A 26,084-nucleotide genomic window follows, 5' to 3' on the forward strand; every position below is an offset into this window, starting at 1 on the left:
GGTCTTCACCTTTTTTTACGTTTTTCTTAGAGTTCATTACTTTTAATATACAAATACTATTATTATTTTAGCAGAATAGAAATTTGATTTTTAACAATTAAGGATATGAAAAATTTAATCTTATTGGGCGCTGTATCAGCTTTTTTAATCAACTGTAATAAGAAAACTGAAGCACCGGCTCCCAAAGTGGAAGCAGATACCATTGCTGTGGAAGAGCCTGTAATAGATACTCTTGGACCAAAATCGTTCTGTTATATCGGGGCTACAGGAAAAGACAGTGTTTTTGCTTCTATTGATGACAATTTAGGAACAATCACCGGAAAATTATCTTATAAAAACAGCGAAAAAGACAGTTCAAAAGGAGATGTAACAGGTTTCAAATCCGGAGATACCCTGAAACTAACTTATGAATTCAGCTCTGAAGGTAAAAAAAGCAAAAGAGATATCTACTTCCTGCAGAAAGATAATACTTTAACGGAAGGTATTGGTGATCACAAAGAAGAGGACGGACAAACCAAATATGCTGACGAGAAAAAAATCAGCTATAAAGACGGACAGAAGCTAACGCCTGCAGACTGTAAAATAGTCAACGAAGCTTTGAAAAAATAATCCATTATAAAACACAAAACAGCCTTTTTTCCAAGGCTGTTTTTTTATGCTAATTCTGTTCGATTATTTCAATAAAACGGTTCACAGCTTCATCATCTGTACTCCATGAAGTAATAAGACGAATGGCTGAAAAATTTTCATCTACTTTTTTCCAGACATAAAACTCAAAATTCTCAGACAGTATCTCTATAAGCTGGTTATTGAGAATAGGAAAAATCTGGTTGGTATAGGTATCTGAAAGAAATGCAGCTCCTTTTTGCTGCAAAGCTTTTTTAATTTTCATTGCCTGCTGATTGGCATGTTGTGCCAGCTCAAAATACAGATTATCCTTCATCAGCTCTAAAAACTGAATTCCCAACAGTCTTCCTTTCGCCAATAATGCTCCTTTCTGTTTGATATTAAAAGCAAAATCTTCCTGTAATACAGGATTATTAATCACAATCGCTTCTCCAATTAAGGCTCCGTTTTTAGTTCCTCCAATATAAAAAACGTCAGTAAGAGCAGCTACCTTTTCCAGGGTAAGATCGCTGATTTCAGCTGTCAGCCCATGCCCAAGTCTTGCCCCATCCATAAACAGATATAATTTATTTTCCTTACAAAATGCAGAGAGTTCTTCCAGTTCTTTTGCCTGGTAGATTGTTCCCAGCTCTGTAGAATTGGAAATATAAACCAATTTGGGCATTACCTGATGCGGCACATTACGATGTCCTTCTAAAATCGGGATAATATCTGACGGTTTTAATTTACCATCTGCCGTTTCAATGCTTAATACTTTATGACCTGTGGCCTCAATAGCTCCTGTTTCATTATTCAGAATATGTCCGGGTGCTGCGGAAATAACACATTGATAAGGTTTTAAGATCGCTGAAATAACAATTAAGTTCGCCTGCGTTCCCCCGGAAACTAAAAAAACTTCCGAATCCGGATTGTTGATTTTTTCTTTAATTAATGCTTTCGCTTTTAATGAATACTCATCTTCTCCATAGCCAGCCTGCTGTACAAGATTATACTGTAAAAGTGCCTGTAAGATATTGGGATGGCAGCCTTCAGAATAATCGTTTTTGAATGAAAATTTCATAGAGTAAAAGTAAAAAAAGTTAAAATAACAAGAGTCAACTTTTCATTTTATTTTGTTAGATTTGTACTGAAAATCATCTAACATTTTGAAAACAACCCTAACAGAAGAGAATTACCTGAAAGCTTTGTTTCATTTAGTTGACAATGAAGGAAAGGTTACGATTAATGAACTCAGCAAATTTTTAAATGTCAAAATGCCGAGTGTCAATAATATGATGAAGAAATTTGCAGAGAAAAAGTGGGTCATTTATGAAACCTACAAACCCTTGATCGTTACAGAAAGCGGGAGACGTGAAGCAGCCCTGGTTGTTCGTAAACACCGACTTACCGAAATGTTCCTGGTAAAAAAGATGAATTTCGGCTGGGAAAACGTTCATGAGATTGCAGAACAGCTTGAGCATGTGCATTCTCAAATCTTTTTTGAGAAAATGGACGAAATCCTGGATCATCCTAAATTCGATCCTCACGGAGAACCTATTCCTGATAAAGATGGCAATATTATTGCTCAGGATCTGCAAAAATTAAGCAATTGTGAACCGGGAGAAAATGTAACTTTTGCCTCTGTTACCCTTTCCGATGATGCTTTCCTGACCTACTTGAATGACAGGAAATTACTGCTCAATACAAAGGTAAAAATTATAAAAATAGAAAGTTTTGACAAATCAATGACGATAGAAATTGAAGGCAAAACAGAAATTTTAAGCAAAAAAGCTACTGAAAAAATACTGGTTAAGAAATAGTCTTAACGGATCCCATCATAAACCTAACAGGTTTTGAAAACCTGTTAGGTTTGACACTTAAAAAATTAAACATTAAGAAGCACTTAACAACTTAATAATCTTAATGATTTTAAAAATATTGATTTTAGTTTTTAAGCTATTAAAGATTTTTTCGATACTGTTAAAAAACGGTTAAACTCTTCTTCTCTCAATACCACAAAATTTATTTTTAGTTAGGTTTGCAAAACAATCTACAGACTTTGTCTTTTCTGACAAATACATACATTAATTATTACTCAAAAAATTATGAAAAAAAGCATTCCGTTTTTTATTATTTCGATGTTGCTAAGCCCATTGGGAAATGCTCAAACCACTCAGGTAAGAGATTTTGTAATTGAGCCACAGATTCAACCTAATTTTTATATTTACAAGACTTTTGGAGTATTCGGAGGAAAGGAATATTCTACCAATGCAGTGTATCTGGTAACTAAAAAGGGAGTTGTTTTATTTGATGTTCCATGGCAGAAAACACAATATCAAAGTTTGATGGATACCATTCAGAAACGCCATAACGTTCCTGTGATTGCAGTGTTTGCTACCCATTCGCATGAAGACAGAGCCGGAGATTTAAGCTTTTATAATAAAAAAGGAATTAAAACTTACGCTACGGCAAAAACCAATGAACTGTTAAAGAAAGAAGGAAAAGCTACTTCTACCGAACTTATCAAAACAGGAAAACCTTACCGTATTGGTGGTGAAGAATTTGTAGTTGACTTTCTTGGTGAAGGGCACACAGCCGACAATGTTGTAGTATGGTTCCCGAAATATAAAATTCTTGATGGGGGCTGTCTTGTAAAAAGTAATGCTGCAGTTGATCTTGGCTACACCGGAGAGGCAAATGTTGCAGAATGGCCGAAAACCATGACAAAGCTGAAAAACAAATATTCACAGGCAACTTTGATTATCCCCGGACACGATGAATGGAAAGGAGGCGGACATGTAGAACATACTCTTGATCTTTTGAACAAAAAATAAATATGAAGCGCCCTGGCGAATGCCAGGGCGCTTCATATTTAAAACCACCATTTTAATGGCGGATATTTTCTAAAAGTTGTGATACTTTTTCAATTTCTTCCATCGTATTGAAATAATGGGGAGATAACCGGATCGCGTGGTCTACATTTTTAGAGGTAAAATCAATTAAAGCATCTTCTCTGCGGTTTTCCTTAAAAAACACCTTATGATCACTCAAAGCCTTATGAATTTTTTCTACATTTCCATCTGGCTGGCAGAAAGTGACAATACTGCTTAATCTATTTCCTTTATCCAGCACTCTGAAATCACTATTCTGCAGATTGATTCTTAAAGTATCTGCCAACTTCCGGTTGTAACTCTCAATCTGATCCATTCCAATGGCATTGGCATAGCGCAAAGCTTCTGCAAATCCCACCAAAGCAGCATAAGGTCTTTCAAAAAGCTCAAATATTTTGGCTGTGTCATGAACCTGGTAATCATCAAATGCGGTCCATTTAGCTCCCAGACTATCCAAATATAAAGGATAAATTTTCCGGTTTAAGGCTCTATCAGAAACATATAAAAATCCTGTTCCTCTCGGTCCGCGCATAAATTTCCTTCCGGTTGCCGTGAGAAAATCACAATGGATGTTTTCTACATCCACCACGATCTGTCCCACAGACTGACAGGCATCCACAAGATACAGAACATCATACTGTTTACATAACTTTCCCACTCCTTCCACATTCTGAATTAAACCGGAATTGGTAGGAATATGAGTAACAGCAATTAATTTAGGATTATGTTTCTTAATTAATCTTTCAAAATCTTCAAGATCCAATTCATGGTCAGGAAGATTCGCAACCCTGATGATTTCAATATGATATCTTTTCTGCAAAGAAATAAAAGCAATCTGATTGGATATATAATCATCATTAGTGGTAATGATACAGTCGCCTTCTTTAAAAGAAATGCTAGACAGAGCTTTTGCATAGCCATCTGTAGAACTGCCTGCAAATGCAATATTGGAAGGCTTTGTATTAATCAGTTTTGCCGTCTCTTCATAAAACTGATTGATGAGACCTGCGTTTTGTACTGCTGCCGCATAGCCTCCAAATTCCTGTTCTTCATACAAAAACTTAATGGTAGCATCCACAACGGTTTTTGGCATCAATGATGCGCCTGCACTGTTTAAAAATATTTTATCCGAACATCCCGGAGTATCTTTTCTTATAACCTCTGAATTCATTTTTATCTATCCTTACAACAAATTTACTTTTAATTTTTCCTAAATACCCCCATAAAAAATCCCGAATTTTCATCCGGGATTCTATTTTTTACTCAGTGATTTTAATCTAAAACACTCCAACCTCTTTTTGGGTTTGTGTTCGTGGATACTTCCTGCTCATTAACGATGATATTTTCTTTTCTCTGGCCGATATAATCAAGCTCACTCAGTTTAGAGAAGATAATTTCAAGGCTTCTCAACATCTGTTGAATATAAAGCAAAGGTTCACCACAATTATGGTGGTCATAATTCGTTTCTGCTACAATAGAAAGCTGGTTCAGTAAAGTATGAGGCGCAATTTCGCTCCACTCTAAGCTGTAGTTCAGCATTTCTTCCAGTTCTGCAGGAACAAGAAGCTGGGTTGAATTGTATAAATGAAGCGCCAGTCTTGCAAAAGATTCAATTAAAAATACAGGTGGCTGCCAAGGCGTAATATTTCTGAACTGGAAATACATATCTCCAAAAGTATTCACCATGGTAGTACACAAGAACTTAACATTTTGTGCTAAAGCTGTATTCTGATTTTTGTGAGATGCTTTCTGAATAATTTTAAAAGCATACTGCTGAAGATTTCCAATAGACTTCGCATAGCTGCTGTAATAATCTACCAAAGCCGGATGACTCTGTACAGAAGTACAAGGCGGAATAAAGTTGGAATCTACCTGGGCGATATTTCCTTTTAAATCTACCTTACCGATAATAAGATAATTTCCTCCTGAGTAGCTGCTGTTCAAAGATGTTACAGGAAGCAGTTCAATATGATGATTCGGCTGTGCACTTGGGTGTCGTGGCGGAATTTCCTCAGGATCAATATCTCCGAAAGGTACTTTATCAAAAGGATTTACAGAGATCAAAATATAATATTCTCCATCGGCCTGCTCTTCATTCATAGATTTCGCCAATGATTTTACGCTGATTCTTCTGTCTGTCAGTTCAATACGGTATCCTGCCATTGTAACCGCGCTGCAACGCTTGATGACCAGCTGTACATCATTGGTTGCGGTATTGTGAACGTCAAAAATAGTACGGTCTGTAAATTCATTGGAAATAGGCAGAAGTCCGTAGTTATATGTAGTAATTCCAAGGGAATTGGAATCTCTGATGGTATCAATTAAGAAATTATCCTGATCATTAAGGTGTCTCTGGGAAACTTTCATCCCATCCACCCAATTGATGGCAAAATGTTTAATAGGCTGTATCATGTTTAATACTTTTTAATTTTTGTGTTTATGATTTTCTTGTGACTCCCTCCTCTTCATGCTGAATAACTCTCTTACAAATCACCACTTCATTTTCAGAAATGTTGTTTGTCGTAATGTCGTGGTCGAAATCTATATATTTTCTAAAACTGAAAAACGATTTTTTTGTGTAGAAAATCCAGTAATACGGCTCATTTCCTTCGTCTGAAAGATGGATAATTGAACCCGGATTTTTATGGTTATAATCATCTACTACTCTGTAGAACCAATCTCCGAATGTAACTCCTGTAGGAAGTGTTTTCGCTTTAATTCTGAATCGGTTGGTATCTTCTAATTTTTTGCTCAGTTCAACATTCAGGACCATTAATCTGTCAAAATCTGCTCCCTCAAAATCAGGAAGTTTCTGATCCGGAGAATATCTCCATGTTTTATAAATATCAAAAGGAATACTGATAAACTGAATATAGCAGTAATAAAACACCATGGGAACCACAAAGATCACCATACTTGTTGCTGCCATTACAGCATATCCTGTGCCTTTGCTCATCCAGTTGAAGATCAGTGTGAAAAGATATCCACCCAAAGCGATACATGTCAGTGAAAGGATAGATTCAAACAGAATGCTCATTGCCAGAGAATCGATATGCTTTTTGAAATATTTATGCAGCAGATTCACATGAATAATCCCAAAAATAAGGTAAATTACCTGTGCAATAAGATACCAGTACGGATTAAAAAGATTTCCCGCAAACCCGAAAACACCCGGAATAGCCAGACATAAACTGCAAAGGAGTACGTATATAATAATTACTTTAATTTTGATCGCAGGTTTATTTCTCCTGATTACACCGAGTATAACCATCATAATAATTGCGATTAAAGGCATTAAGATATACCTTAAAAAAATACCTTTTACTGAAGAAATTTCCATTTGTTTCTTTTCGAATTTATACTTTGTTGGTAGTTGTAAATATAATAAAATAATTTAGAGGAATGTAGAGTATCCAAGGCGGCTGGCATTTCTTTCATCGTCCTCAAGGCTGAATGAATATTCCTCCTTTTCTGTGACAAAATTCTCCTCCACATCCACTGTTACGGGAAGAAAATAATCATAAAGAGCCTGAAGCACATTTCTGAACGGACTTCCCTGAATATACTTCTTCATATCTCCATAAGGAATGGGACCAATGTTCACCACCCAGTTTCGCTGCCCGTCCATATGAGGCCCGCTTGGAATATAGGTGACTCCCAGTCTTGAATTTCCAAGTAACATGGAGTTATCATTTTTCTCAATCCCGTCAATAATATTAGGTGAAAAACTTACTTTTACCGGTACCTGCAGAAAAGCAGTCATACATCTTTCAAACCATCTCTTGTCTCCTCTGATCTGATGAAAAAACGGCAAAATATGCATAAAAATATAGGCACTCTGCTTGTCCAGCATTTTTATCATAGGCCAAAGTTCACTTACTGTTTCCAGTAAAGAATCTGTACTGCTGGTGATATCAAATTCTGATTCTTTAAGTAAAGCACTGATTTCCGTAAAAAAAACTTCCAGCTCAAATGGACGGAAAAACTTACGGGCATCATCCTCTACCCTTTTCTGTTTCCGGATTTCCCTTACCACAGTATCTACATTCTTTCTGGAAGCTCCAAGAGACGGCGGATGAAATAAACCTTCCGGAAGATAGTCGTAAATACCTTCCCTGTAAGTCTCTATAGTAAAAACTTCCTCGTCAAATCCTAAATAACTGCTTGAAATACTTTTAATATCTTTCAGGTAAGCACGGTCGTTCACACCTACACGCTCAATGAAGATATTGCTTACCGCACGATGGTATTTCAAGAGGTTTACAGCCACAGCTTCAGCCTTAAAGTCTGTCTGCAGCTTATTGTAATGCATATCTACAATATTATTCTCATACATAGTGTTTCCTCTGATTATGACTTGTAAAGATAATATATCTCATAAGTTTGAAAAAATATTTTTACAATAATTTTATCCTAAAAATAATAATTTATTGACATTAATAGGAATAATTTTCTACAAATTCCGTGAAAATACGGTAAATAGCCTATTTATTTGCTTTTCTGAATTTAAAATTACCTATTCAGAATCAATTGATTAATGGTTTTTTAATTAAGGTTTAAAATTTAAAGCTTAAGGTTCTGATTTGGATTTTAAATTGTTCTTCTTTATGTTCTATCCTACCTTCATTACCAAAAAAATTCAAACTGCCCAACCTACTATAACTGCTTCTTTTATGTAAATTAAATTTTATTAACATCATCATACGGAATAAATTCAGGATAATGCATGCTCATTCCGAAAGTGGGCCGTATCTTTGCAGACTGAAAATTGTTATTTAAAATGAAAAGTATTTATTCTAAAATTCTGATTTTAGCATTCATGGCCTCTTCACTTTATTCTTATGCGTGGGGATTAACGGGACACAGAGTGATTGCAGACATTGCACAAAACCACCTTTCCCGCAAAGCAAGAAGAGAAATTAAAAAGATCATGGGAAAAGAGCGTCTGGCTTACTGGGCGAACTGGCCGGATTTTATCAAATCTGATACCACAGGTACCTGGAAGCAGGCTTCATCATGGCATTATGTAAACATTGATCCGATGACCGACTTTAAAGCTTTTGAACAAAATTTAAAAGCACAGGCAGGACCAAGCCTCTATACTCAGGTAAACACATTGTCCAGCCAGATCAAAGACAAAAACACTTCTGAAAAAGACAGAAAAATTGCTTTAATTTTCCTTATCCATATTATGGGAGACCTTGCTCAGCCATTACACGTAGGAAGAGCTGAAGATTTGGGTGGAAATAAAATCAATGTTACCTATTTCGGGGAAAAAACTAATTTACACTCTGTTTGGGATGGAAAATTAGTAGATTCTCAAAAATACAGTTACACTGAATATTCTAAACTTCTAGATATCAAATCTAAAGAGGAAGTAGCACAGATCCAGTCCGGAACACTGGAAGACTGGTTGTACGATTCTCATAAAATCGCCAACAAGATCTATGCACAGACTCCAAACGATTCTAAATTGTCTTACGACTATCAGTATAAGTTCAATGAAACGATGGAAAGACAGCTTCTATACGGAGGATTGAGACTGGCGAAAGTATTAAACGAGCTTTTCTAGTTGCGGGTTTAGGGTTTCAGGTTTGCGGGTACTCAATATAACCTGAAATAGTACTTTTAGATATAAAAACGGGACTTCGGTTTCGTTTTTTTTTGTTTAAAATTTAAAGTTCAAGGTTTAAGGTTTAAGGTTTAAGGTTTAGTAAAATTATAAAGTTTTGTAAATGAATTTATTATTTTAGAATTTATAATTATTCTTTTAAATTATAAGTTAAAACACACAACAAACTAGTTATCAATCATTTAATCTATTGTTAAAAAATCATTAATACATTTTATCGTATACTTTGTATAAAAATATTGAATCATGTGTAACCTTTTTACCTTTTCATACGTATATATTATAGTAACTCTTTTTTGAGGAAAAAATAAATGAGACAATTAAAAATCACTAAGCAGGTTACCAACAGGGAAACTGCTTCATTAGACAAGTATTTGCAGGAAATTGGTAAAGTGGAACTGATTACTGCGGACGAGGAAGTAGAATTGGCACAAAGAATACGTGCAGGTGACAGAGCCGCACTTGAGAAATTAATCAAAGCCAACCTTCGTTTCGTAGTATCTGTATCTAAGCAATACCAAAATCAGGGTCTTTCTTTACCCGATTTGATCAATGAAGGTAACTTAGGATTAATGAAAGCGGCAAAAAGGTACGATGAAACTAGAGGTTTCAAATTTATCTCTTATGCAGTATGGTGGATTCGTCAATCAATCTTACAGGCATTGGCTGAGCAGTCAAGAATTGTAAGATTACCATTGAACAAGATTGGATCTATCAACAAAATCAATAAAGCATACGCTCACCTTGAGCAGGAAAATGAAAGACCACCTTCTCCGGAAGAATTGGCTGAAGTTCTTGACATGAGCGAGGAAGATATCAAAGAATCAATGAAAAACTCCGGAAGACACCTGTCTATGGATGCGCCTTTGGTAGAAGGTGAAGATTCTAATCTTTATGATGTATTACGTTCAGGAGAATCTCCAAGTCCTGATAAAGATCTGATGCTTGAATCTCTGCAAATCGAGATTGAAAGAGCATTGAATACTTTGACGCCAAGAGAGGCTGACTTAGTAAGATTGTACTTCGGACTGAACGGAAAACACCCAATGACTTTAGAGGAAATTGGTGAAACTTTCGATCTTACAAGAGAGAGAGTTCGTCAGATCAAAGAAAAAGCAATTAAGAGACTAAAACACAATACCAGAAGCAAGATCCTTAAATCTTACCTGGGTAAATAATTTTAGCGTAAAAAAATTTTATAGGCGGAGTCTGGTTTCAGGCTCCGTTTTTTTTATGGCTGTAACATTTTTCAACGTTTGTTCAACTAATTAAAATCATATCCTTTAATCACTTGTGTTAGAATTGAAATGATTAATTTTAATTGCTTTGGATATGATGCTGATTTTCAACCCAAACAAAACATACTATGAAAAAAATATTTTTCGGCTCTATTCTGGTTTTATCTCTACTTTCATGCAGTGAAAACAAATCACGGCAAGCTCCTACCGTAGAAAATGCAGTTGATAATGCAGAATCTTCAGTTTCAGGAGCTATTAAAAAAAATACAAGATATTCCTCTCGTGAAGGAAACCTTGTTCATGAAATCTATCAGGAGCTGATAAAAAATGATCAAGCTTTGCAGGATCTTGATAAAAGAATAGCGGTTATTAATCAGGAAACTGAGGATGCAATGACCGAATATGATGATGTTATTCAAAAATCAGAAACATACTATAATGATGCAACGGCACTATCAAATTCGGTAACCGATTCTGTCACAAAGAAACAGATTGAAAAAGAGATAAAAACCAGTTCTGAAAAATATGACATAAAAACACAAACTATCCGGGACCTCATCGCTAAAATAAAAACAAACAGAACAAAAGTTCATGATCAATACGTTGTATTCAAAATCAGAAAAACGCTTCCCGAAATTGAAAAATACCAGAATGCGCATCCTCTGAAAACAGATAGCCTCAATCAATTCATCAATAAACAGAATAAACTGTTGGAAGAACTGAAAAATCTAAAATAAAAACCATCACCTCATGAAATATACTACTCAATGGCTTACCGATAAAAGCCGCGTGAAAGAGCTCGTAGACTTTTTTATTACCCACAAAACAGATTCTTATATTTCCCATGGCGAAATGATGTCCGGCAGAGCGATAGATTCACACCACTGGAATCCGGATCTTGAACTGATTCTTACCGAACAGCTGATTACTGATTTTAATTCTGATGGCAGTTCCAAACTGAATATTCTGATTGCAGAAAATGAAAATGGGGAAATTGTCGGCATGATGGTTTTTAATGTGATCAACAGTCCTTTTAAAAAATATGCCATTCTGGAAGATATGCTTCTGGATCAGTCTGTAAGAGGTCAGTCACTGGGAAGTAAACTTCTGGAGAAAGCCATCCATGAATCTAAAAACTGGAATATCAGCTTTATTTTACTGGAAAGCGGAGTCAACAATCATGGAGCTCATAATTTTTTCAGCAAGTATGGGTTTAAAAAAGTATCGGAAAGTTATATTTTAAGTTTATAAATTAAATACGGTACAAAGTAGTTTTTGTCTTTGCATTTTCAAAAAACAAATCTTATGAACTCTATTTCAATCATTGGAGCCGGAATCGGAGGATTGACCCTCGGAAATGTACTGAAACAGCATCAGTATGATTTCACAATTTATGAGTCCGCTCCCGAAATAAAACCTGTAGGAGCTGGAATTATGATGGCCGTGAATGCGATGCAGGTTTTTGACCACCTGGGTTTAAAAGAAAAGATTGAAAAAGCAGGTAATAAAATTCACAGGATTGTTATCGCTAATGAATCTTTACAAACAATCTCCAAAACCGAAATCCTTGAACTGGAAACGCATTACAATTCCTGCAATGTTGCGATTCACCGGGCCGAACTTCAAAAGATTTTGGCTGAAAACCTCCCTTCTGATTGTATCCGATTAAATCATTCACTGCAGACAATAAGAAAAAAGGAACACTATATTTTAGATTTTGACAATGGAAACCAGATTGAAAGCACAATCGTTTTTGGTGCAGACGGTATAAAATCTCCTATCCGTAATCAGATCCTGAAAACCGGTACCATACGAAATTCAGGGCAAAAATGCTGGCGTGGTCTGGTAGATTTTGATCTGCCGGAAAAATACCATCAGGAAGCTTTTGAAATGTGGGGCAAAGGAAAACGTTTTGGTTTTGTAAAAATTTCTAAAAAAAAGGTTTATTGGTATGCATGTATCAATGAAAAAAGTTTCAGCAGTGAGGCATCGCTTACAGATATTTTTAAAGATTTTGATTCCCTGGTTTTACAACTTATTGAAGCCACTGAAAACGGAAATATTATTTGTAGTATCATTGCCGACCTTGCTCCTATTCCCAAATGGTATTCTGAAAATCTATGCCTGATTGGAGATGCTGCTCACGCTACAACTCCCAATATGGGACAAGGTGCCTGCCAGGCTATTGAGGATGCTTATATTATTGGAAAACTGCTGGAAAAAAAACAGGATTTTAATGCAGTTTTTGAAGGATTTCAAAGTATCAGAAGAAAAAAGGTGGATTATATTGTCAATACCAGCCGTACCATTGGAAAGATTTCTCAATGGGAAAAAGGAAATTCATTCCGTAATTTTCTGATGGGCTTGATTCCGGAAAGCATGAATCAGAAAATGGCAAAAAAAATAATAGAACTGGAAATGTAGATTATGATGATAAGAAAAGATACAGTTTAAAAATCATAAACAATTTATTAATAACAACTAAAAATTAACAACATGAAAAAAATCTTTTATGTATTGCTCCTGCTCATAGGAGTTCATACGGCACGAGCACAGGAGGTCCCGGTACTGGACAGAGGTTTATTTTTTGGTAACCCGGAGATTTCCGGCGGGCAGCTAAGCCCGGATGGAAAATGGATTTCCTTTACAAAAGAATATGGAGGAATTATGAATATCTGGGTAAAAAAAATTGACGAACCTTTTGATAAAGCACGCCCACTTACAGACAGCAAACGCCCGCTGAATGGCTACTTCTGGTCAGAAGACGGAAAATATATCCTGTATGTAAAAGATAATAACGGAGATGAAAACATGAATATTTTTGCGGTTGATCCTATGGCGAAAGTAGCAAAAGGAGTTCCGGAATCCCGAAATATAACGCCGCTTAAGGATGTAACTGCTCAGATTTATATGGTGAGCAGAAAAGATCCTGATCTATTGATGATTGGATTGAATAACCGTGATAAAGCTTGGCACGACTTATATTCATTGAAAATTTCTACAGGTGAACTGAAAAAGATTTTTGAAAATAAAGACCGCATCACCAGCTATGATTTTGACTGGGATGAAAAATTAAGGGTTCTGTCAAAAACTGATGATAAAGGAACCACACAGTATTTTTATAAAGAAGGTGATAAACTGACTCCTATTTATGAAACACTGGTAACGGAAAGTGCTTATATCTCCAACTGGAACGAGGACAATTCCAAATTTTATCTTGTAACCAATAAAGGAGATCTTGATAAATCGGCATTATTCCTGATGGATCCTAAGACTAAACAGATCACAAAAGTAGAAAGTGATCCTAAAGATAAAGTAGACTTTGGAGGGCTGTTTCTGGACAGAAATACAAGAAAGATGATTAACACCTCTTACACCGGAGATAAAACGGAGTATTACTGGAAAGATAAAATATGGGAAGCTAACTACAAATTTCTGCAAAGCAAATTTCCCGGAAGAGAGGTGGCTTTTTCAAGCTCAACCAATGACTATTCTAAGTTTCTGGTTTCTGTAGGAGGAGATAAATATGCTTCTGAGGCGTATTTCTTCGATGCAAAGACAAAAGAGTTAATTTTTCAATATACACCCAGAACAGAATTGAAAAAGGTTGAAAAATATCTGGCTGCAATGACTCCTATCAGCTATAAAAGCAGTGACGGACTTGAAATTCCGGCATATCTGACTTTACCTGTAGGATCAAGCGGTAAAAATGTTCCTGTAGTGGTACTGGTTCACGGAGGTCCGAAAGGTCCAAGAGATTATTGGGGATACAATTCAACCGTACAATTTTTAGCCAACAGAGGATATGCGGTATTACAACCCAACTTCAGAGCGAGTGGCGGATACGGTAAAAAGTTCCAGAACGGCGGAGATCTTCAGTGGGGAAAACTAATGCAGGACGATATCACCTGGGGTGTAAAATACCTGATTGATCAGGGAATTGCAGACAAAAATAAAGTAGTAATTATGGGAGGAAGTTATGGTGGATATGCAACACTCGCAGGTTTAGCCTTCACTCCTGATGTATATGCTGCCGGAGTAGATATTGTAGGACCTAGCAATTTATTTACGTTGCTGGATTCTGTTCCTGCTTACTGGGAAGCTGCCCGTGCTTTCCTTTACGGAATGGTGGGTGATCCTAAAACTGAAGAGGGTAAAAAACGTATGCATGATGCCAGTCCGTTATTCAGTGTAGATAAGATCAACAAGCCATTACTGATTGTTCAGGGAGCGAATGATCCAAGGGTAAAACAGGCTGAGGCGGATCAAATTGTCATTGCACTGCGTGATAAAGGGAAAAAAGTAAATTATATCTTAGCCGATGATGAAGGGCACGGATTCCGTAAACCTGTAAACAGCATGGCAATGTACGCTGAAACAGAGAAATTTCTAGCTGAAGTAATCGGAGGAAGATATCAGAAAGAAATGCCTGATAATGTGGCAAAACGTCTGAAGGAAATGACGGTGGATATTTCAAAAGTGACCTATACACCAAAAAGCGAAAAAACTGCAGGAACTACTAAATAAAAGTATTTATATTAATTATAGAAAGCCACTTCATTTTATGAGGTGGTTTTGTTTTTAAACAAATAGATTAATCAACACATAATCTTACAACTTATAAGAATAATATTATCTTTCTCAAGATTTTTAATTAATTTAATTACAAAATAAACAACAAAAATACTGTTAATTTGGAGTAATTTAAATTTAAACAAATAATCATTGTTAATAATATAAAATTCCCATAACATTGTTTCCAGATTGCAATCTAAAACATTTTATTATTTATTAAAAATTAAAATTTTAACGATGAAAAAAATTATCTTTATTGTTGCCTTTGGTGCAGCTGGACTTATGAGTGCTAAAAATATTACTGCTAAAAAAGTAATTAAAAAAGCTGAAACTATTGAGAAAAAAGCTGTAAACCATAGTAAAGTTTCTCAAAAGACAAAAGCTATTTTTTATAACTGGATTCAAGTAATATCTCCGTGTGGAGCTGTTTATTATTTAGAAGCTAGTGATTATGATAGCGTGGGTGATTTTACTGATGATGTAATTTACTTTAATGCGCAAAAGTGCGGAACATCTTATCCTCTAGCATAACGAATTATAAATAAGGCGGATAGAAGTATCCGTCTTATATTTTAACAAAAAACAAATAGAATGAAATTTATAGTTGTATTATCAGTTACATTTATTAGCTTTATTAAAGGGCAGGATACTAAATTTCCTGATAATTTTACACTTCAAGCCCCTAAGTACCAAGTGAAAATCTATGAAAAAAGTAATCTAAATATTTATTATCAGGTCAAGTTTTCTGATAATATCAATGTTCCTGAAAGCAAGAAGGAAGCACTTTGTATCTTACAAGTAGGAAATAGCCATTCTAAATTTAGTGACAATAAGGGTGTCCAACAAGATTCAATATCTGAAAAATTTAGTCATCAAGAAAGAATTGGAGGAAAAGAAATTAACCAACTACTTAAAGTTCGAGAAATATGGTCAAATATTATCTTTAAAAATAAATTAACAGATAGCTTAATTATACAGGATAAAGCCAAAAATAAGTATCAATATAATGAAAAAATACCTTTTTTTACTTGGACTATGAGTGAAGAGAGAAAAAAAATCCTTAATTATGAGTGTAAAAAGGCAACAACACGATATAGAGGTAGAGATTATACGGCTTGGTATACAGATAAAATACCTATTAGTAATGGGCCTTATGTTTTTGGTGGATTGCCTGGTTTAATACTTGAAATTGAAGATAATAAAAAATATTTCCATTTTGAAGCAATTGCAGTTGATCAAAAACCTACTGATATTTACTTACGTAATGATAAAAGCATATTCAAAGTAAGCAGAGATAAATTTAGAATGATTCAGCAATCATATTATGATAATCCTGGATTTTTTCATGGTAAAGTTTATAATGGTGATGGTAGCCAAATGCCAATAAAATCTAATCCTCTCCCTTATAACCCTATTGAATTAGAGTAAATAAAGAATCAATCTGTAAGATTAAAATATTAATGTACTTAAATTTAAAAAGCAACTCTGAATAAACAAACCATCTCACTTTCACGAGATGGCTTTTGTTTTTAAGTTCTTATTTTTCCTTTTCAGCCTGCGTCAGCTCTATCCAGCGAACTATTTCTTCTGTCTGTTTTTCGGAAAGTTTCGCTTCCGGATGAAGATAAGTATAAGAAGTAAGCGGCATTTTTTTCTGCTTTATTTGATTCACAATAGATTCTAATTTATTAGTCTGTTTACGACGGCTGTAGCTCCCCCATTCATTAAAATTCAATTCTTCTTTTCCTTTTTTAATATGCTTTTCAAGATAATAACTTAAAGGCTGTATATAAGAATAAAATGGATAATGAGTAGAATTGCTGTGACAGTCGTAGCAGGAATTTCTAAGAACAGACTGCACATTATCAGGAATTTTGTAAACCTTTGAAATATCTGTAGAAGGAACCTGCCCGTAATCAATATTACGGGCAGGCTGAATAATCTGAATAAGTAAAAAAATTAGAACAAACCCTAGCAATATGTTTTTCATGTGTCGGTTCATCTCTTTTTACTGTTTTAAAATACTTTTTTTATAGATCCGCAGTTAATCATTTTCTGTCCTTCATATGGATTGATAATCTCTTCCGATTCACTGATCCAGGTTCCGCCTTTTCCATTATTGTACATCGGACAGAAGTCCTGGTATAATTTTAATCCGCCAGTTCCCTTCTCTTTTATTAAATCATTAATATCATTACTCAGAGATAGCAGATGTTCTCTCTGATGGGCTATATCATCATATTTTTCACCGATATGCTCTGCATTTTCTGCTGCACTTTCTACAATATCACGCAACTCAGAATTGTTTTTTGCATCGGTTTTACTGATATCTATTTTCTTTAATATAGAAAACAGACTTTTAGCCGCATCGGAAGCTTTTTTAGAATCATCCTGAGCCAGGGCATTTTTTAGAGGAAGGTAACCTTTGATAATTTGCTGAATCGGAAAAGCTGAAAGCTCGCCGGTTTCTTTTTTACTTTCTTCCGGGTTTTCTTTTACCTCTTGGTTTGAGATTTCTGCAGGTTCAGTTTTACCCGTCGTTTTAATTTCCGGTTCTGCTTTCTTCTCAGATATTTTACTGTCGGGTTTATTACAAGAGTATAATGTAGCTCCCACAAACAATACGGTTATTATATTTTTCATTGTTTCTTAAATAATATGGTTAAAAAAATTAATACGTTAAAGTAACACCTGCACCCCAGCCCATTTCATTATCATAGTTTCCGGAAACGGATAACCATTTTTGAAGAATATACCTCATTCCCGTTGAGAATTCACCATCAGAATTGACGCTGAAGTTTCCTCTCAGTCTTCTTGAAAGTGGAATATCCTCACGGCTCAGTTCCAACAGTACTTTTCCGTTCTGGTCTACACTTGCATCAGCTGTAATCAACATCGGAAGTACATATTGCATACCTACCATGAATGCCAATTTGTCTTTGGAAGCTTTTTGCTGTCCGAACCAGGTCTTTTTCCCATGAAAATCCATACCCATATCTTCTGCCATTTGTCTTTCCATGATCTCATGATTTTTTTGAACTCTTACTCCTGCATAGGGAAGCGCCCACTGGAATTTTCCTAAAAACCGTCCTACTTTTGCACTTCCTTCAAAATGATCAAAATTCCAGTTGGAATGAAACTCATTAAGGTTAGCCCATCTCGGTCCGAACATCGTCATCGTTTCTGCATGGATCTTATTACTTGCTACATCCAGCATCGCCATAGAACTGGTCATTTTATTATCCTGTATAAAGTTCTTCCAGGCTAATTTTCTGTTCGGAAGCTGTGGATTGGGTTTAGAGTTTTCATAACTGAAGATTCTTCCCATTCCCGCCATCATATGGTATAAGATATGGCAGTGGAAAAACCAGTCACCATCCTGATTCGCTGCGAATTCTATCGTTACGGTTTCCATTGGCATGATATCTACCACATTTTTCAATGGAGAATATTCCCCTTTTGAATTAATCAATCTGAAATCATGACCATGAAGGTGCATCGGGTGGCGCATCATAGAATTATTATACATTTTAATTCTAAGCACCTCTCCTTTTTTGATCAGAATTTTATCCGTCTCTGTTACGGTTTTGTTATCCAGCGTCCACAGATAATGGTTCATATTCCCTTCCAGCGTAAATTTCATTTCTCGGATGCTGTCTGTAGGAAGAATAGTTTTTTCAGGAGATTTTAAGATATTGTAAGACAATCTTTTAATGGTTTTCTCTTCTCCCATATCCATTCCGGAGTGTTGAGAATGATCCTCTTTTTTATCTTCTTTCGTCTTCACTCCCATCATCTCATTGATATGCTTTGCTGTAGTTTTCCTTTGATTTTCAGATAATTCCGGGTACATTACTTCGTTCATATCCATCATCTGGTTTCCCATCGTCATGGTCATAGGCTTCATATTTCCGCTCATTTCCATCATGCCGTTCATCATTTTCATTCCTTCAAAAAGCATCAGCCTTGGAAGATTGGGAGCTTCTACCTTCTCACCGGACCCCAGCCAAAGGGAAGCGTGTCCTATCCTGTCTTCTGAAGTCGCTCTGAATTCAAAGCTTTTATTCTCCGGAATCGTGACTTCAATATCATAAGTCTCGGAAACCCCGACAATCAAACGGTCAACTTCTATCGGAACCACATCATTTCCATCATTTCCGACTACTTTTATCTTTCCGCCTCCATAATTCAGCCAAAAATAGGTAGATGAACCTCCGTTGGCCACTCTTAATCTCACTTTGTCTCCAGGCTTTAGATTGGAATAATCTGAACTGGGAGTTCCATTGATCAGGAATTTATCGTAATAAACATCACTTACATCCATCGCCTCCATTCTTTTCCATTCATTCAGGGCTTTTGTACCTAAATTGCCGGACTTGATGGCTTCCCAGTAACTCTGTACTGCATTTTTCTTTACCGCATACCAGTCTGTGTTGGCCATATGAAGTCTTCTTGCAATCTGCATCGGATCATCATCACTCCAATCTCCCAGTAATACCGGAATTTCAGCATTGTACTCTGTTTTAGGTTCACCTTCTCTTTTTTTGAAAACCAGGATACCATTCATTCCGATCTGCTCCTGCAGTGCTTCATGAGAATGGTACCAATAGGTTCCGTTCTGAGAGATTCTGAATTTATATAAATGGGTTTCTCCCGGTTTTACAGGTTTCGTGGTCAGATTAGGAACACCATCCTGTTCATTGGGAAGAATTACCCCATGCCAGTGCAATCCTGTATTTTCCTTAAGCATATTGTGCAGATAAATTTCGGCTGTGTCTCCTTCCGTAAAATATAAAGTCGGAGCCTGAAGTTTCCCGTTGATCGCAATTGCTCTTCTGTTTTTTCCGGTGAAATTGACAATGGTGTCTTTTACATACAGATCATAACGAACCGTTTTCCCACCGAAAGTAATTCTTCCGTTTTCGGAGTTACGTTTTAAAACAGATTTTTCTTCTTTGGGATTTTCAGCCTGTGTATGGGAATGATCTTCTTTTTCTACCAGATCCATCCCGCATTTAGGGCATTTTCCCGGTTTTTCCGAAACTATTTTCGGATGCATCGGGCATGTATAAGTAGTTTGAGCTTTAGCTGATGATACAACTTTTTTTTCTGGCTGAACAGAAGGCTTTATTACTTTTGTTTGATCAACCTTAGTTGCTTCCTTTATTTTATTTGTCTTATTTATTTTTATTTCTGCAGGTTTTGCCTTTGTTTCTGTTTTAGCTGCAGGTCTCGCTTCCGGCTTTACAACGGCTGTCTTTTTAACCAGAGTCATTCCGCATTTCGGGCAGTCCCCAGGTTTTGAGGAGACCACTTCAGCGTGCATCGGACAGGTATAATACGTTTTTGTATTTTGAGCGAAAGTAAAAACAGAGAATAACAGCACCAGAAACATTATCAGTTTTTTCATAATATTTCAAAGTTTTTAAAAGTTGTACAACTTAAAGTCAATTATAACTTTAGCTATACAACTTATTATTTTAAAGAATAATAGACTAATTATTTAATCTCCGACTTTACACTTCCGCATGAAAGCATAGACTTCCCATAGTATGGGTTGGCAATCTGTTTTTCATCGCTCAGCCAGCTGCCGTCTGCCATTGGGCAATATTGAACATAGACTGGTTTTTCAGAAAGTTTGAACTCCTTGGTTAAAGCGATCATATTATCTGAAAGGTTGAGAAAGGTTTCTCTCTGGGCAGTAACATTTCTTGCTTCGGAAATAACAGAAGCATCTTTTCTAAGAACATTAAGATTCCCTTCCGAAACCATTTTATAGTCAATGGTTGAAGCTGTTTTAATGAATTCTGTTGCGGCTTTTGAAGTTTTATCTGCATCATCTGAAGCTAGTGCTGATTTGATTGCGATATAGTTCTGATACAGCTTAGAAATCTGAGCATCTTTTTTAGACTGTGCTGATAATGAAATGATTGAAAATAAAGATAAGGCTGATGTAATGATATATTTTTTCATTGTTTTAGATTTTAGAATTAATTTTTAATAAAGAATAAGGGTAACGCATCAGGAATATGCGTCAGAACATGTCGCCTGTAACTGTATAAGATGATACAGAAAACGACAGACGGATTCTAAATTCTAAAATTACAATGATTGATGTAGATAGGTACCGGCCGGTATTCGGGCGGTGCATTGATCTGGATCTGAGTAAATTTGGTGGCTGAAAAAGATTTATCAATAACAGCAAACTGATGTTTCACCGGAATTTCTGAAATCTGGCCTAAAAAGTCAATTTTAAGCAAATCTGATTTCTGGGAATCATCTACTTTTACTACTTTGATCTCTGTTTTGCAGCATCCTTTTTTGTCTTTAACACCGCATTTAGCACAGATACCATCTGTTTTCTGGCTTACAGAAACAAATTCCTTCATGCAATAATGAATGCTAAAAGCTGCTCCGGAAGAAAACCCGAAGTAGAAAATAGAAAACAATATGGCAAGAATCTTTTTCATTGATAGGACAAAGATAAAAATATCTCTGAGACCGTTGTTATAAAATTTGGTAATGTTGTTATAAAATTCGGGTAAAATAAAAAGCTTCCGAATGTCTCCGAAAGCTTTTATTTATTTTTTGAGAGATTAACATCAACCTCATCTTTTAATTTTTTACAGTTTAAATTCTAACTTCACATTAAAGAAACGTCCTGTAAGACGTACCGGAACAGGATACATATAATTACTGTTATAATCTGTGATCCATTGGTTCGCAACAGTATTGTTAATATTAAATGCATTGAAAACCTGAACTCCTAATGTCAGTTCTTCAAAATTACCCCAGAAACCGGATCTCTTATTTTTTTCTTTCGGATCGATGAATACTTTTGTCAATCCCAAATCTACCCTTTTATAAGAAGGAAGTGTCTGCTGATAATTATAAGCTGAACCAAAATCTGGTTGTCCGTTGCTATTAAACATTACTGGAGCTCCTGTAGGTAATCCCATAGCGTATACCAGAGTAAGGTTCACACGCATAGACGGGAAGCTTGGCATATAATCCTGATAGAACATGGCAAACCTCAACCTCTGATCTGTAGGTCTGGGAATATCTCCTCTTCCATCAATATTTTCATATACTCTAGCATAACTCGCAGATAACCAAGAATCTACACCTGGTACAAATTCCCCGAATAATCTGGTATCAATACCATAGGCATATCCTTTGGAATTATTCTGCCCAGAATACCGGATTCTTACATTATCCATATAATACGGAATAAGGTTATCCATTTTCTTGTAATAAAGTTCCGTTGTCAGTTTGAATGGTCTGTCATACATCTGGAACTCATAATCATTGGCAAGAATAACCTGGATAGAGCGCTGCGATTTTATATTAGAGTTAAAATTACCATCTAAATCCTTGATTTCTTTATAGAAAGGAGCCTGATAGTAAATTCCCCCTGAAATTTTAAATAACATATCGCTGTCCCAGTCCGGTTTTATCGCAAATTGGGCTCTTGGAGAGAATATCGTTTCTTTATTGAAACTCCAGTTGGCAACACGTACTCCGGCATTCACAAACACTTTACTGGCACCCCAATAAAACTTCTGTGAATACTGTGCATATGCTGAAAGTCTTGTAGGCTCAATATTGTTTTGTCCGGCAATATAATAAGCAAGCTTAAGATCTCCTGTTGTTCCGGTTCTCGGATCAATTATTTCCGGTCTTGGAAGGCTGTACCCTGCAGAATCTACTAATTTCCACTCATTAGTAAGATCTTTCAGATTTTCTTTTTCATATTTGAAACCTATCTCAAAGTCTGTGTTTACATTGGGTGAAAATTTGGCTCTGAACTGAGTTCCGTAGGTTCTTACAAATAAGTCATTTCTTGCATGTTCTATTTGCCCTCCCACATCAAAAGAAGTCACAGGCTGTTGTGTTACCGGATCAAAAGTCTGAAGTTCGTAGGCCGACTGTATGGTATAATACTCTCTTTCTCTGTTCTGATAGGCAAAGGCATCCAGGGTAAGTTTCCACTTGTCTGCCGGCTTATAATTCATAGAGAATGTTCCCATCATATTTTTATACTGGTCATTTTCCTGACCTCCATATCCAATATTGACGGTAATAGGCTGCTGAAGACTTCCAAACGTAACGCTTTTTGCTTTAGGAATCATCTGATAGTCGTTCTTGGAATAATATCCGATGAATGACATGCTGAATTTATCACTGACATGATAGTTCAGATAAGACTGGAAATCCCAATACGTTGGATTAAAATCCGTATCTTCTTTTAAGGTATTAAGAACAAGGTTGGTGTTTCTGTATCTTCCCGAAAATAAGGCTGTAAATTTTTTATTTTTGGAAGCCAGCCCGGTAGTGAGCCTTCCTCCAATTAAACTGGCCTCTCCTGAAACTTCAAATTTTTCAGGTTCACGGTAATAGATATTTAAGGCAGAAGACATTTTATCACCATACTTGGCTTCAAATCCTCCCGCAGAGAAATTCACTGCAGAAACCATATCCGGGTTAATGATACTCATCCCCTCCTGTTGAGAGTTTCTGATCAGGAAAGGTCTGTAGATCTCAATATCGTTAATGTAGATAAGGTTTTCATCATAGTTTCCACCACGAACCATATATTGTGAAGACAGCTCGGTATTGGAGTTTACGGAAGGTAGTGTTTTAAGCAAGCCTTCAATTCCTCCATTAATAGAAGCTACTGATTTCGCTTCTTTTGCTGAAATTCTTACGTTGGTAAGGTCATTGGTTCTTCCTGTTGCTTTTTTCTGGAAGACAACTTCCTCTATATCGGTTACTCTAGTGGTCGCTGTATCCTTTTTTCTTTGTTGGGAGAAAATCAGAAACGGGACCATAAGGCTTAGCGGTAAAACTAGTTTTTTCAAAAGAAATGTTTTAGAATTTCTAAAATTAATGTTTTTTTAACAATTACAAAATCGATTCTCTAATTCTTGTCAATTTTTGTAACAAATCTTCTAATAAATCTAATCTTAACATGTTGGCACCATCAGATAATGCGGTTTCCGGTGTAGGATGTGTTTCGATGAAAATTCCGTCTGCTCCTACTGCAATTCCTGCTTTAGCAACAGTTTCAATAAGGTCCGGTCTTCCACCTGTAACCCCTGAATTCTGGTTAGGCTGCTGTAAAGAGTGGGTAACATCCAAAATCACAGGAGCATATTCTCTCATTGTAGGAATTCCTCTGTAATCCACGATAAGGTCTGTATATCCGAAAGAATTTCCTCTTTCAATAATCGCTACTTTCTGGTTGTCAGAATCTGTTACTTTCTGAACCGCAAATTTCATTGCTTCCGGTGAAAGGAACTGTCCTTTTTTCAGGGTAACACATTTTCCGGTTTTTGCGGCAGCGATTAATAAATCAGTCTGACGAACAAGGAAAGCAGGAATCTGTAAAACATCTACATATTGTGCTGCCAACGCTGCATGCTCATTTTCATGAATGTCCGTTGTTGTAGGAATATTGAAGGTCTCTCCTACTTTTTTAAGGATTTCAAGAGATTTTTCTTCACCAATGGTAGTGAAAGAATCTACACGGCTTCTGTTAGCCTTTTTGAAGCTCCCTTTGAAAATATAGGGAATATTGTATTTGTCTGTGATACTGATTACCTTTTCAGCAATTCTTAATGCCATATCTTCTCCTTCAATAATACAAGGACCGGCAATAAGGAAAAAGTTCTTTGAATCTTTGTGCGAAATATTATCTAAATACTGAATCATTTTGATATAATTAAAAAGTTCAGTAAAAATACTGAGAAAGTTTCACAAATGGAAATTATTTGATTGCTTTAACAGGCTATGGCTGCAATAGTTTTTAACTCTTTTCCATTTTTAAATTTCCGGTTATTAAATTGACGGATGCTTCGACAGGCTCAGCATGACAACTCTAATAATAGCTGTTTTTATTAACGTGTACCTTACAATAGACAGACAGTATGATAATCAAAAGAATATTGGTTTCTGGTTATAAATTGATAGATGCTTCGACAGGCTCAGCATGACAACTCTAATACTAGCTGTTTTTATTAATATGAAAATTATAATAAACAGTATAAATAATCAATGTACAAACACGGCAAGGCCACATTACATTAGCGTCATTTTTTAGCGATGTCATGCTGAGCCTGTCGAAGCATTTTATAAAACACTAAACAACATTGCAATCATAGCTTATGAATGTATTATTGAAAAAGCGAATATTCATCGGCTTTGTTTAAAGATAATGACTTTGCAAAATAACAATATGTGGAAGAGATGCATAAAATAATTCTTGAATCCTGATTATTTATTGGAGGATGCTTCCACAGGCTCAACATGACAACTCTAATACTAGCTGTTAATGAGTACTCGATAATTGATAATAGATAGTAGATTATTGACAGATGCTTCGACAGGCTCAGCATGACAGCCCTAATACTAACTGCTTCATTCACGAAATCAGTCTACCATAACTTATAAGTTAGGTTTTGGCTGAAGCCAATGCCTGTTACTTTTATTGATAAACGGGCTAAAGCCCGTTCCTATTGAATTTCCAATAAAATGTTATAATATAATTGGATAAGTTTTATCCGAAGGTGATTCGTGTATTTTAATTCATTTTTTTTAAAACCTTCTCAAATGTATTCACATTTCTGCTGGTCAACTGATCTTTAAGACTTTTCTTTCCCAAAATCTTCCCAAAGGTAGAATCTAAGGTATTTCCTTTCGGGACCTGCCAGTAAAAGATATCATTGATAATTTCTGCCTTTTCGTTTTCAGCCTGTGCAGCTTTCTGAAACTCCTCCATCAAAACCTTTTCCACTCCGGGAATTCCTACAAAGCCATAAATATGAAAATTTTCATTCTTTTCAAAAGGAATACTGTTCCAGAAAACTTCTGTTTCTTCCTTAGATTTCACAAACAAAAAAGCTTCATATGAGAAATGTTCTGACATTGCTTTTTCAAGAATGGTTTTTAGCTCTTCCACGCTTTTATCTGAAGAAAACACGATATTTCCGGAAGCCAATATTGAACTCACGTCTTTCATACCAGCATTTTTAAAAACCTGGCATACATCAGCCATTTTCATATTGGTTCCTTTTACGTTGACGCCACGGAGAAAAGCACAGTATTTCATTTTATTTAGGGATTAGGTTTTAGATAATAGGT

At 35.8% G+C, this 26,084-nt stretch carries 24 protein-coding genes; 11 read left to right on the forward strand and 13 right to left on the reverse strand.

The annotated features are described in order from the left end of the window. Nucleotides 1-105 precede the first annotated feature (105 nt). Nucleotides 106-609, forward strand: a complete 504-nt coding sequence (locus FB551_RS07300) for a hypothetical protein (protein ID WP_142016423.1) — start codon at nt 106-108, stop codon at nt 607-609. Between the two features lie 49 nt (nt 610-658). Here FB551_RS07300 and FB551_RS07305 read toward each other — a convergent pair whose 3' ends face one another. Beyond that, nucleotides 659-1,687 carry a threonine aldolase family protein gene (locus FB551_RS07305; RefSeq protein WP_142016426.1) on the reverse strand — a complete coding sequence of 343 codons (1,029 nt, stop codon included), beginning with the start codon at nt 1,685-1,687 and terminating at the stop codon, nt 659-661. An 85-nt stretch (nt 1,688-1,772) separates the two neighbouring features. Between FB551_RS07305 and FB551_RS07310 the strand changes: the two genes are divergently transcribed. Together FB551_RS07310 and blaIND are read left to right on the forward strand one after the other, a co-directional pair. Next, complete coding sequence (locus FB551_RS07310) at nt 1,773-2,426, forward strand: metal-dependent transcriptional regulator (RefSeq protein ID WP_047430050.1); 654 nt, start codon at nt 1,773-1,775, stop codon at nt 2,424-2,426. Between the two features lie 285 nt (nt 2,427-2,711). Continuing rightward, nucleotides 2,712-3,440 carry an IND family subclass B1 metallo-beta-lactamase gene (gene blaIND, locus FB551_RS07315; protein ID WP_047430047.1) on the forward strand — a complete coding sequence of 243 codons (729 nt, stop codon included), beginning with the start codon at nt 2,712-2,714 and terminating at the stop codon, nt 3,438-3,440. A gap of 52 nt (nt 3,441-3,492) precedes the next feature. Here blaIND and FB551_RS07320 read toward each other — a convergent pair whose 3' ends face one another. The 4 genes from FB551_RS07320 to FB551_RS07335 form a co-directional block, all read right to left on the reverse strand. Continuing rightward, nucleotides 3,493-4,668, reverse strand: coding sequence for an aminotransferase class V-fold PLP-dependent enzyme (locus tag FB551_RS07320; protein WP_142016429.1), 1,176 nt, complete (start codon nt 4,666-4,668; stop codon nt 3,493-3,495). 101 nt (nt 4,669-4,769) lie between these two features. Beyond that, nucleotides 4,770-5,909 carry a hypothetical protein gene (locus FB551_RS07325; protein WP_034697821.1) on the reverse strand — a complete coding sequence of 380 codons (1,140 nt, stop codon included), beginning with the start codon at nt 5,907-5,909 and terminating at the stop codon, nt 4,770-4,772. Between the two features lie 25 nt (nt 5,910-5,934). Further along, nucleotides 5,935-6,837, reverse strand: a complete 903-nt coding sequence (locus FB551_RS07330) for a TssN family type VI secretion system protein (RefSeq protein WP_047430037.1) — start codon at nt 6,835-6,837, stop codon at nt 5,935-5,937. 54 nt (nt 6,838-6,891) lie between these two features. Next, nucleotides 6,892-7,809, reverse strand: a complete 918-nt coding sequence (locus FB551_RS07335) for a type VI secretion system baseplate subunit TssG (protein WP_226798644.1) — start codon at nt 7,807-7,809, stop codon at nt 6,892-6,894. 468 nt (nt 7,810-8,277) lie between these two features. Between FB551_RS07335 and FB551_RS07340 the strand changes: the two genes are divergently transcribed. The 8 genes from FB551_RS07340 (at nt 8,278) to FB551_RS07375 (ending at nt 16,370) form a co-directional block, all read left to right on the forward strand. Next, the gene (locus FB551_RS07340) at nt 8,278-9,069 is read left to right on the forward strand and encodes a S1/P1 nuclease (RefSeq protein WP_047430031.1); all 792 of its coding nucleotides are present in this window, start codon (nt 8,278-8,280) and stop codon (nt 9,067-9,069) included. Between the two features lie 371 nt (nt 9,070-9,440). Continuing rightward, nucleotides 9,441-10,307, forward strand: a complete 867-nt coding sequence (locus FB551_RS07345; protein WP_002979276.1) for a sigma-70 family RNA polymerase sigma factor — start codon at nt 9,441-9,443, stop codon at nt 10,305-10,307. A gap of 188 nt (nt 10,308-10,495) precedes the next feature. Beyond that, nucleotides 10,496-11,104 (forward strand): hypothetical protein, encoded by a 609-nt coding sequence (locus FB551_RS07350; protein WP_142016432.1) that lies wholly within the window; start codon nt 10,496-10,498, stop codon nt 11,102-11,104. Nucleotides 11,105-11,117: 13 nt separating this feature from the next. After that, entirely contained in the window at nt 11,118-11,618 is a 501-nt protein-coding gene (locus FB551_RS07355; protein WP_047430025.1) for a GNAT family N-acetyltransferase, read from the forward strand. A gap of 54 nt (nt 11,619-11,672) precedes the next feature. Continuing rightward, nucleotides 11,673-12,791, forward strand: a complete 1,119-nt coding sequence (locus FB551_RS07360) for an FAD-dependent monooxygenase (protein ID WP_142016434.1) — start codon at nt 11,673-11,675, stop codon at nt 12,789-12,791. A gap of 72 nt (nt 12,792-12,863) precedes the next feature. After that, entirely contained in the window at nt 12,864-14,894 is a 2,031-nt protein-coding gene (locus tag FB551_RS07365) for an alpha/beta hydrolase family protein (RefSeq protein WP_142016437.1), read from the forward strand. Between the two features lie 285 nt (nt 14,895-15,179). After that, on the forward strand, nt 15,180-15,473 hold the full coding sequence (locus tag FB551_RS07370; protein WP_047430019.1) for a hypothetical protein: 294 nt from the start codon (nt 15,180-15,182) through the stop codon (nt 15,471-15,473). 60 nt (nt 15,474-15,533) lie between these two features. Beyond that, entirely contained in the window at nt 15,534-16,370 is an 837-nt protein-coding gene (locus FB551_RS07375; RefSeq protein ID WP_047430016.1) for a GLPGLI family protein, read from the forward strand. A 109-nt stretch (nt 16,371-16,479) separates the two neighbouring features. Here the strand turns inward: FB551_RS07375 and FB551_RS07380 are convergent, their stop codons facing one another. The 8 genes from FB551_RS07380 to FB551_RS07415 all read right to left on the reverse strand — a co-directional run bounded on the left by FB551_RS07380 (nt 16,480) and on the right by FB551_RS07415 (nt 26,052). After that, complete coding sequence (locus FB551_RS07380; RefSeq protein WP_310018637.1) at nt 16,480-16,932, reverse strand: heme-binding domain-containing protein; 453 nt, start codon at nt 16,930-16,932, stop codon at nt 16,480-16,482. A gap of 26 nt (nt 16,933-16,958) precedes the next feature. Continuing rightward, on the reverse strand, nt 16,959-17,585 hold the full coding sequence (locus FB551_RS07385; protein ID WP_142016442.1) for a DUF3347 domain-containing protein: 627 nt from the start codon (nt 17,583-17,585) through the stop codon (nt 16,959-16,961). 28 nt (nt 17,586-17,613) lie between these two features. Further along, nucleotides 17,614-20,337 carry a multicopper oxidase domain-containing protein gene (locus tag FB551_RS07390; protein ID WP_185150215.1) on the reverse strand — a complete coding sequence of 908 codons (2,724 nt, stop codon included), beginning with the start codon at nt 20,335-20,337 and terminating at the stop codon, nt 17,614-17,616. Between the two features lie 104 nt (nt 20,338-20,441). Beyond that, on the reverse strand, nt 20,442-20,915 hold the full coding sequence (locus tag FB551_RS07395) for a DUF3347 domain-containing protein (RefSeq protein ID WP_142016445.1): 474 nt from the start codon (nt 20,913-20,915) through the stop codon (nt 20,442-20,444). 116 nt (nt 20,916-21,031) lie between these two features. After that, the gene (locus FB551_RS07400; protein ID WP_047430003.1) at nt 21,032-21,412 is read right to left on the reverse strand and encodes an HYC_CC_PP family protein; all 381 of its coding nucleotides are present in this window, start codon (nt 21,410-21,412) and stop codon (nt 21,032-21,034) included. A gap of 153 nt (nt 21,413-21,565) precedes the next feature. After that, on the reverse strand, nt 21,566-23,803 hold the full coding sequence (locus tag FB551_RS07405) for a TonB-dependent receptor plug domain-containing protein (RefSeq protein ID WP_142016447.1): 2,238 nt from the start codon (nt 23,801-23,803) through the stop codon (nt 21,566-21,568). A 43-nt stretch (nt 23,804-23,846) separates the two neighbouring features. Continuing rightward, a complete protein-coding gene (gene kdsA, locus FB551_RS07410; protein ID WP_047429997.1) occupies nt 23,847-24,656 on the reverse strand; it encodes a 3-deoxy-8-phosphooctulonate synthase in 810 nt (269 codons plus the stop codon). 868 nt (nt 24,657-25,524) lie between these two features. Further along, nucleotides 25,525-26,052: a DUF1697 domain-containing protein gene (locus tag FB551_RS07415; RefSeq protein ID WP_142016450.1), complete on the reverse strand. Its 528-nt coding sequence runs from the start codon at nt 26,050-26,052 to the stop codon at nt 25,525-25,527. Nucleotides 26,053-26,084: the final 32 nt, after the last annotated feature.

The organism is Chryseobacterium aquifrigidense (assembly GCF_006716485.1).
Lineage (GTDB): Bacteria > Bacteroidota > Bacteroidia > Flavobacteriales > Weeksellaceae > Chryseobacterium > Chryseobacterium vietnamense.

Bases quoted from the DNA above. Each gene is read 5' to 3' on its own strand.
- FB551_RS07300 (WP_142016423.1), top strand. From the start codon at position 106: ATGAAAAATTTAATCTTATTGGGCGCTGTATCAGCTTTTTTAATCAAC.
- FB551_RS07305 (WP_142016426.1), bottom strand. From the start codon at position 1,687: ATGAAATTTTCATTCAAAAACGATTATTCTGAAGGCTGCCATCCCAAT.
- blaIND (WP_047430047.1), top strand. From the start codon at position 2,712: ATGAAAAAAAGCATTCCGTTTTTTATTATTTCGATGTTGCTAAGCCCA.
- FB551_RS07320 (WP_142016429.1), bottom strand. From the start codon at position 4,668: ATGAATTCAGAGGTTATAAGAAAAGATACTCCGGGATGTTCGGATAAA.
- FB551_RS07325 (WP_034697821.1), bottom strand. From the start codon at position 5,909: ATGATACAGCCTATTAAACATTTTGCCATCAATTGGGTGGATGGGATG.
- FB551_RS07330 (WP_047430037.1), bottom strand. From the start codon at position 6,837: ATGGAAATTTCTTCAGTAAAAGGTATTTTTTTAAGGTATATCTTAATG.
- FB551_RS07335 (WP_226798644.1), bottom strand. From the start codon at position 7,809: ATGCATTACAATAAGCTGCAGACAGACTTTAAGGCTGAAGCTGTGGCT.
- FB551_RS07340 (WP_047430031.1), top strand. From the start codon at position 8,278: ATGAAAAGTATTTATTCTAAAATTCTGATTTTAGCATTCATGGCCTCT.
- FB551_RS07345 (WP_002979276.1), top strand. From the start codon at position 9,441: ATGAGACAATTAAAAATCACTAAGCAGGTTACCAACAGGGAAACTGCT.
- FB551_RS07350 (WP_142016432.1), top strand. From the start codon at position 10,496: ATGAAAAAAATATTTTTCGGCTCTATTCTGGTTTTATCTCTACTTTCA.
- FB551_RS07355 (WP_047430025.1), top strand. From the start codon at position 11,118: ATGAAATATACTACTCAATGGCTTACCGATAAAAGCCGCGTGAAAGAG.
- FB551_RS07360 (WP_142016434.1), top strand. From the start codon at position 11,673: ATGAACTCTATTTCAATCATTGGAGCCGGAATCGGAGGATTGACCCTC.
- FB551_RS07365 (WP_142016437.1), top strand. From the start codon at position 12,864: ATGAAAAAAATCTTTTATGTATTGCTCCTGCTCATAGGAGTTCATACG.
- FB551_RS07370 (WP_047430019.1), top strand. From the start codon at position 15,180: ATGAAAAAAATTATCTTTATTGTTGCCTTTGGTGCAGCTGGACTTATG.
- FB551_RS07375 (WP_047430016.1), top strand. From the start codon at position 15,534: ATGAAATTTATAGTTGTATTATCAGTTACATTTATTAGCTTTATTAAA.
- FB551_RS07380 (WP_310018637.1), bottom strand. From the start codon at position 16,932: ATGAAAAACATATTGCTAGGGTTTGTTCTAATTTTTTTACTTATTCAG.
- FB551_RS07385 (WP_142016442.1), bottom strand. From the start codon at position 17,585: ATGAAAAATATAATAACCGTATTGTTTGTGGGAGCTACATTATACTCT.
- FB551_RS07390 (WP_185150215.1), bottom strand. From the start codon at position 20,337: ATGTTTCTGGTGCTGTTATTCTCTGTTTTTACTTTCGCTCAAAATACA.
- FB551_RS07395 (WP_142016445.1), bottom strand. From the start codon at position 20,915: ATGAAAAAATATATCATTACATCAGCCTTATCTTTATTTTCAATCATT.
- FB551_RS07400 (WP_047430003.1), bottom strand. From the start codon at position 21,412: ATGAAAAAGATTCTTGCCATATTGTTTTCTATTTTCTACTTCGGGTTT.
- kdsA (WP_047429997.1), bottom strand. From the start codon at position 24,656: ATGATTCAGTATTTAGATAATATTTCGCACAAAGATTCAAAGAACTTT.
- FB551_RS07415 (WP_142016450.1), bottom strand. From the start codon at position 26,052: ATGAAATACTGTGCTTTTCTCCGTGGCGTCAACGTAAAAGGAACCAAT.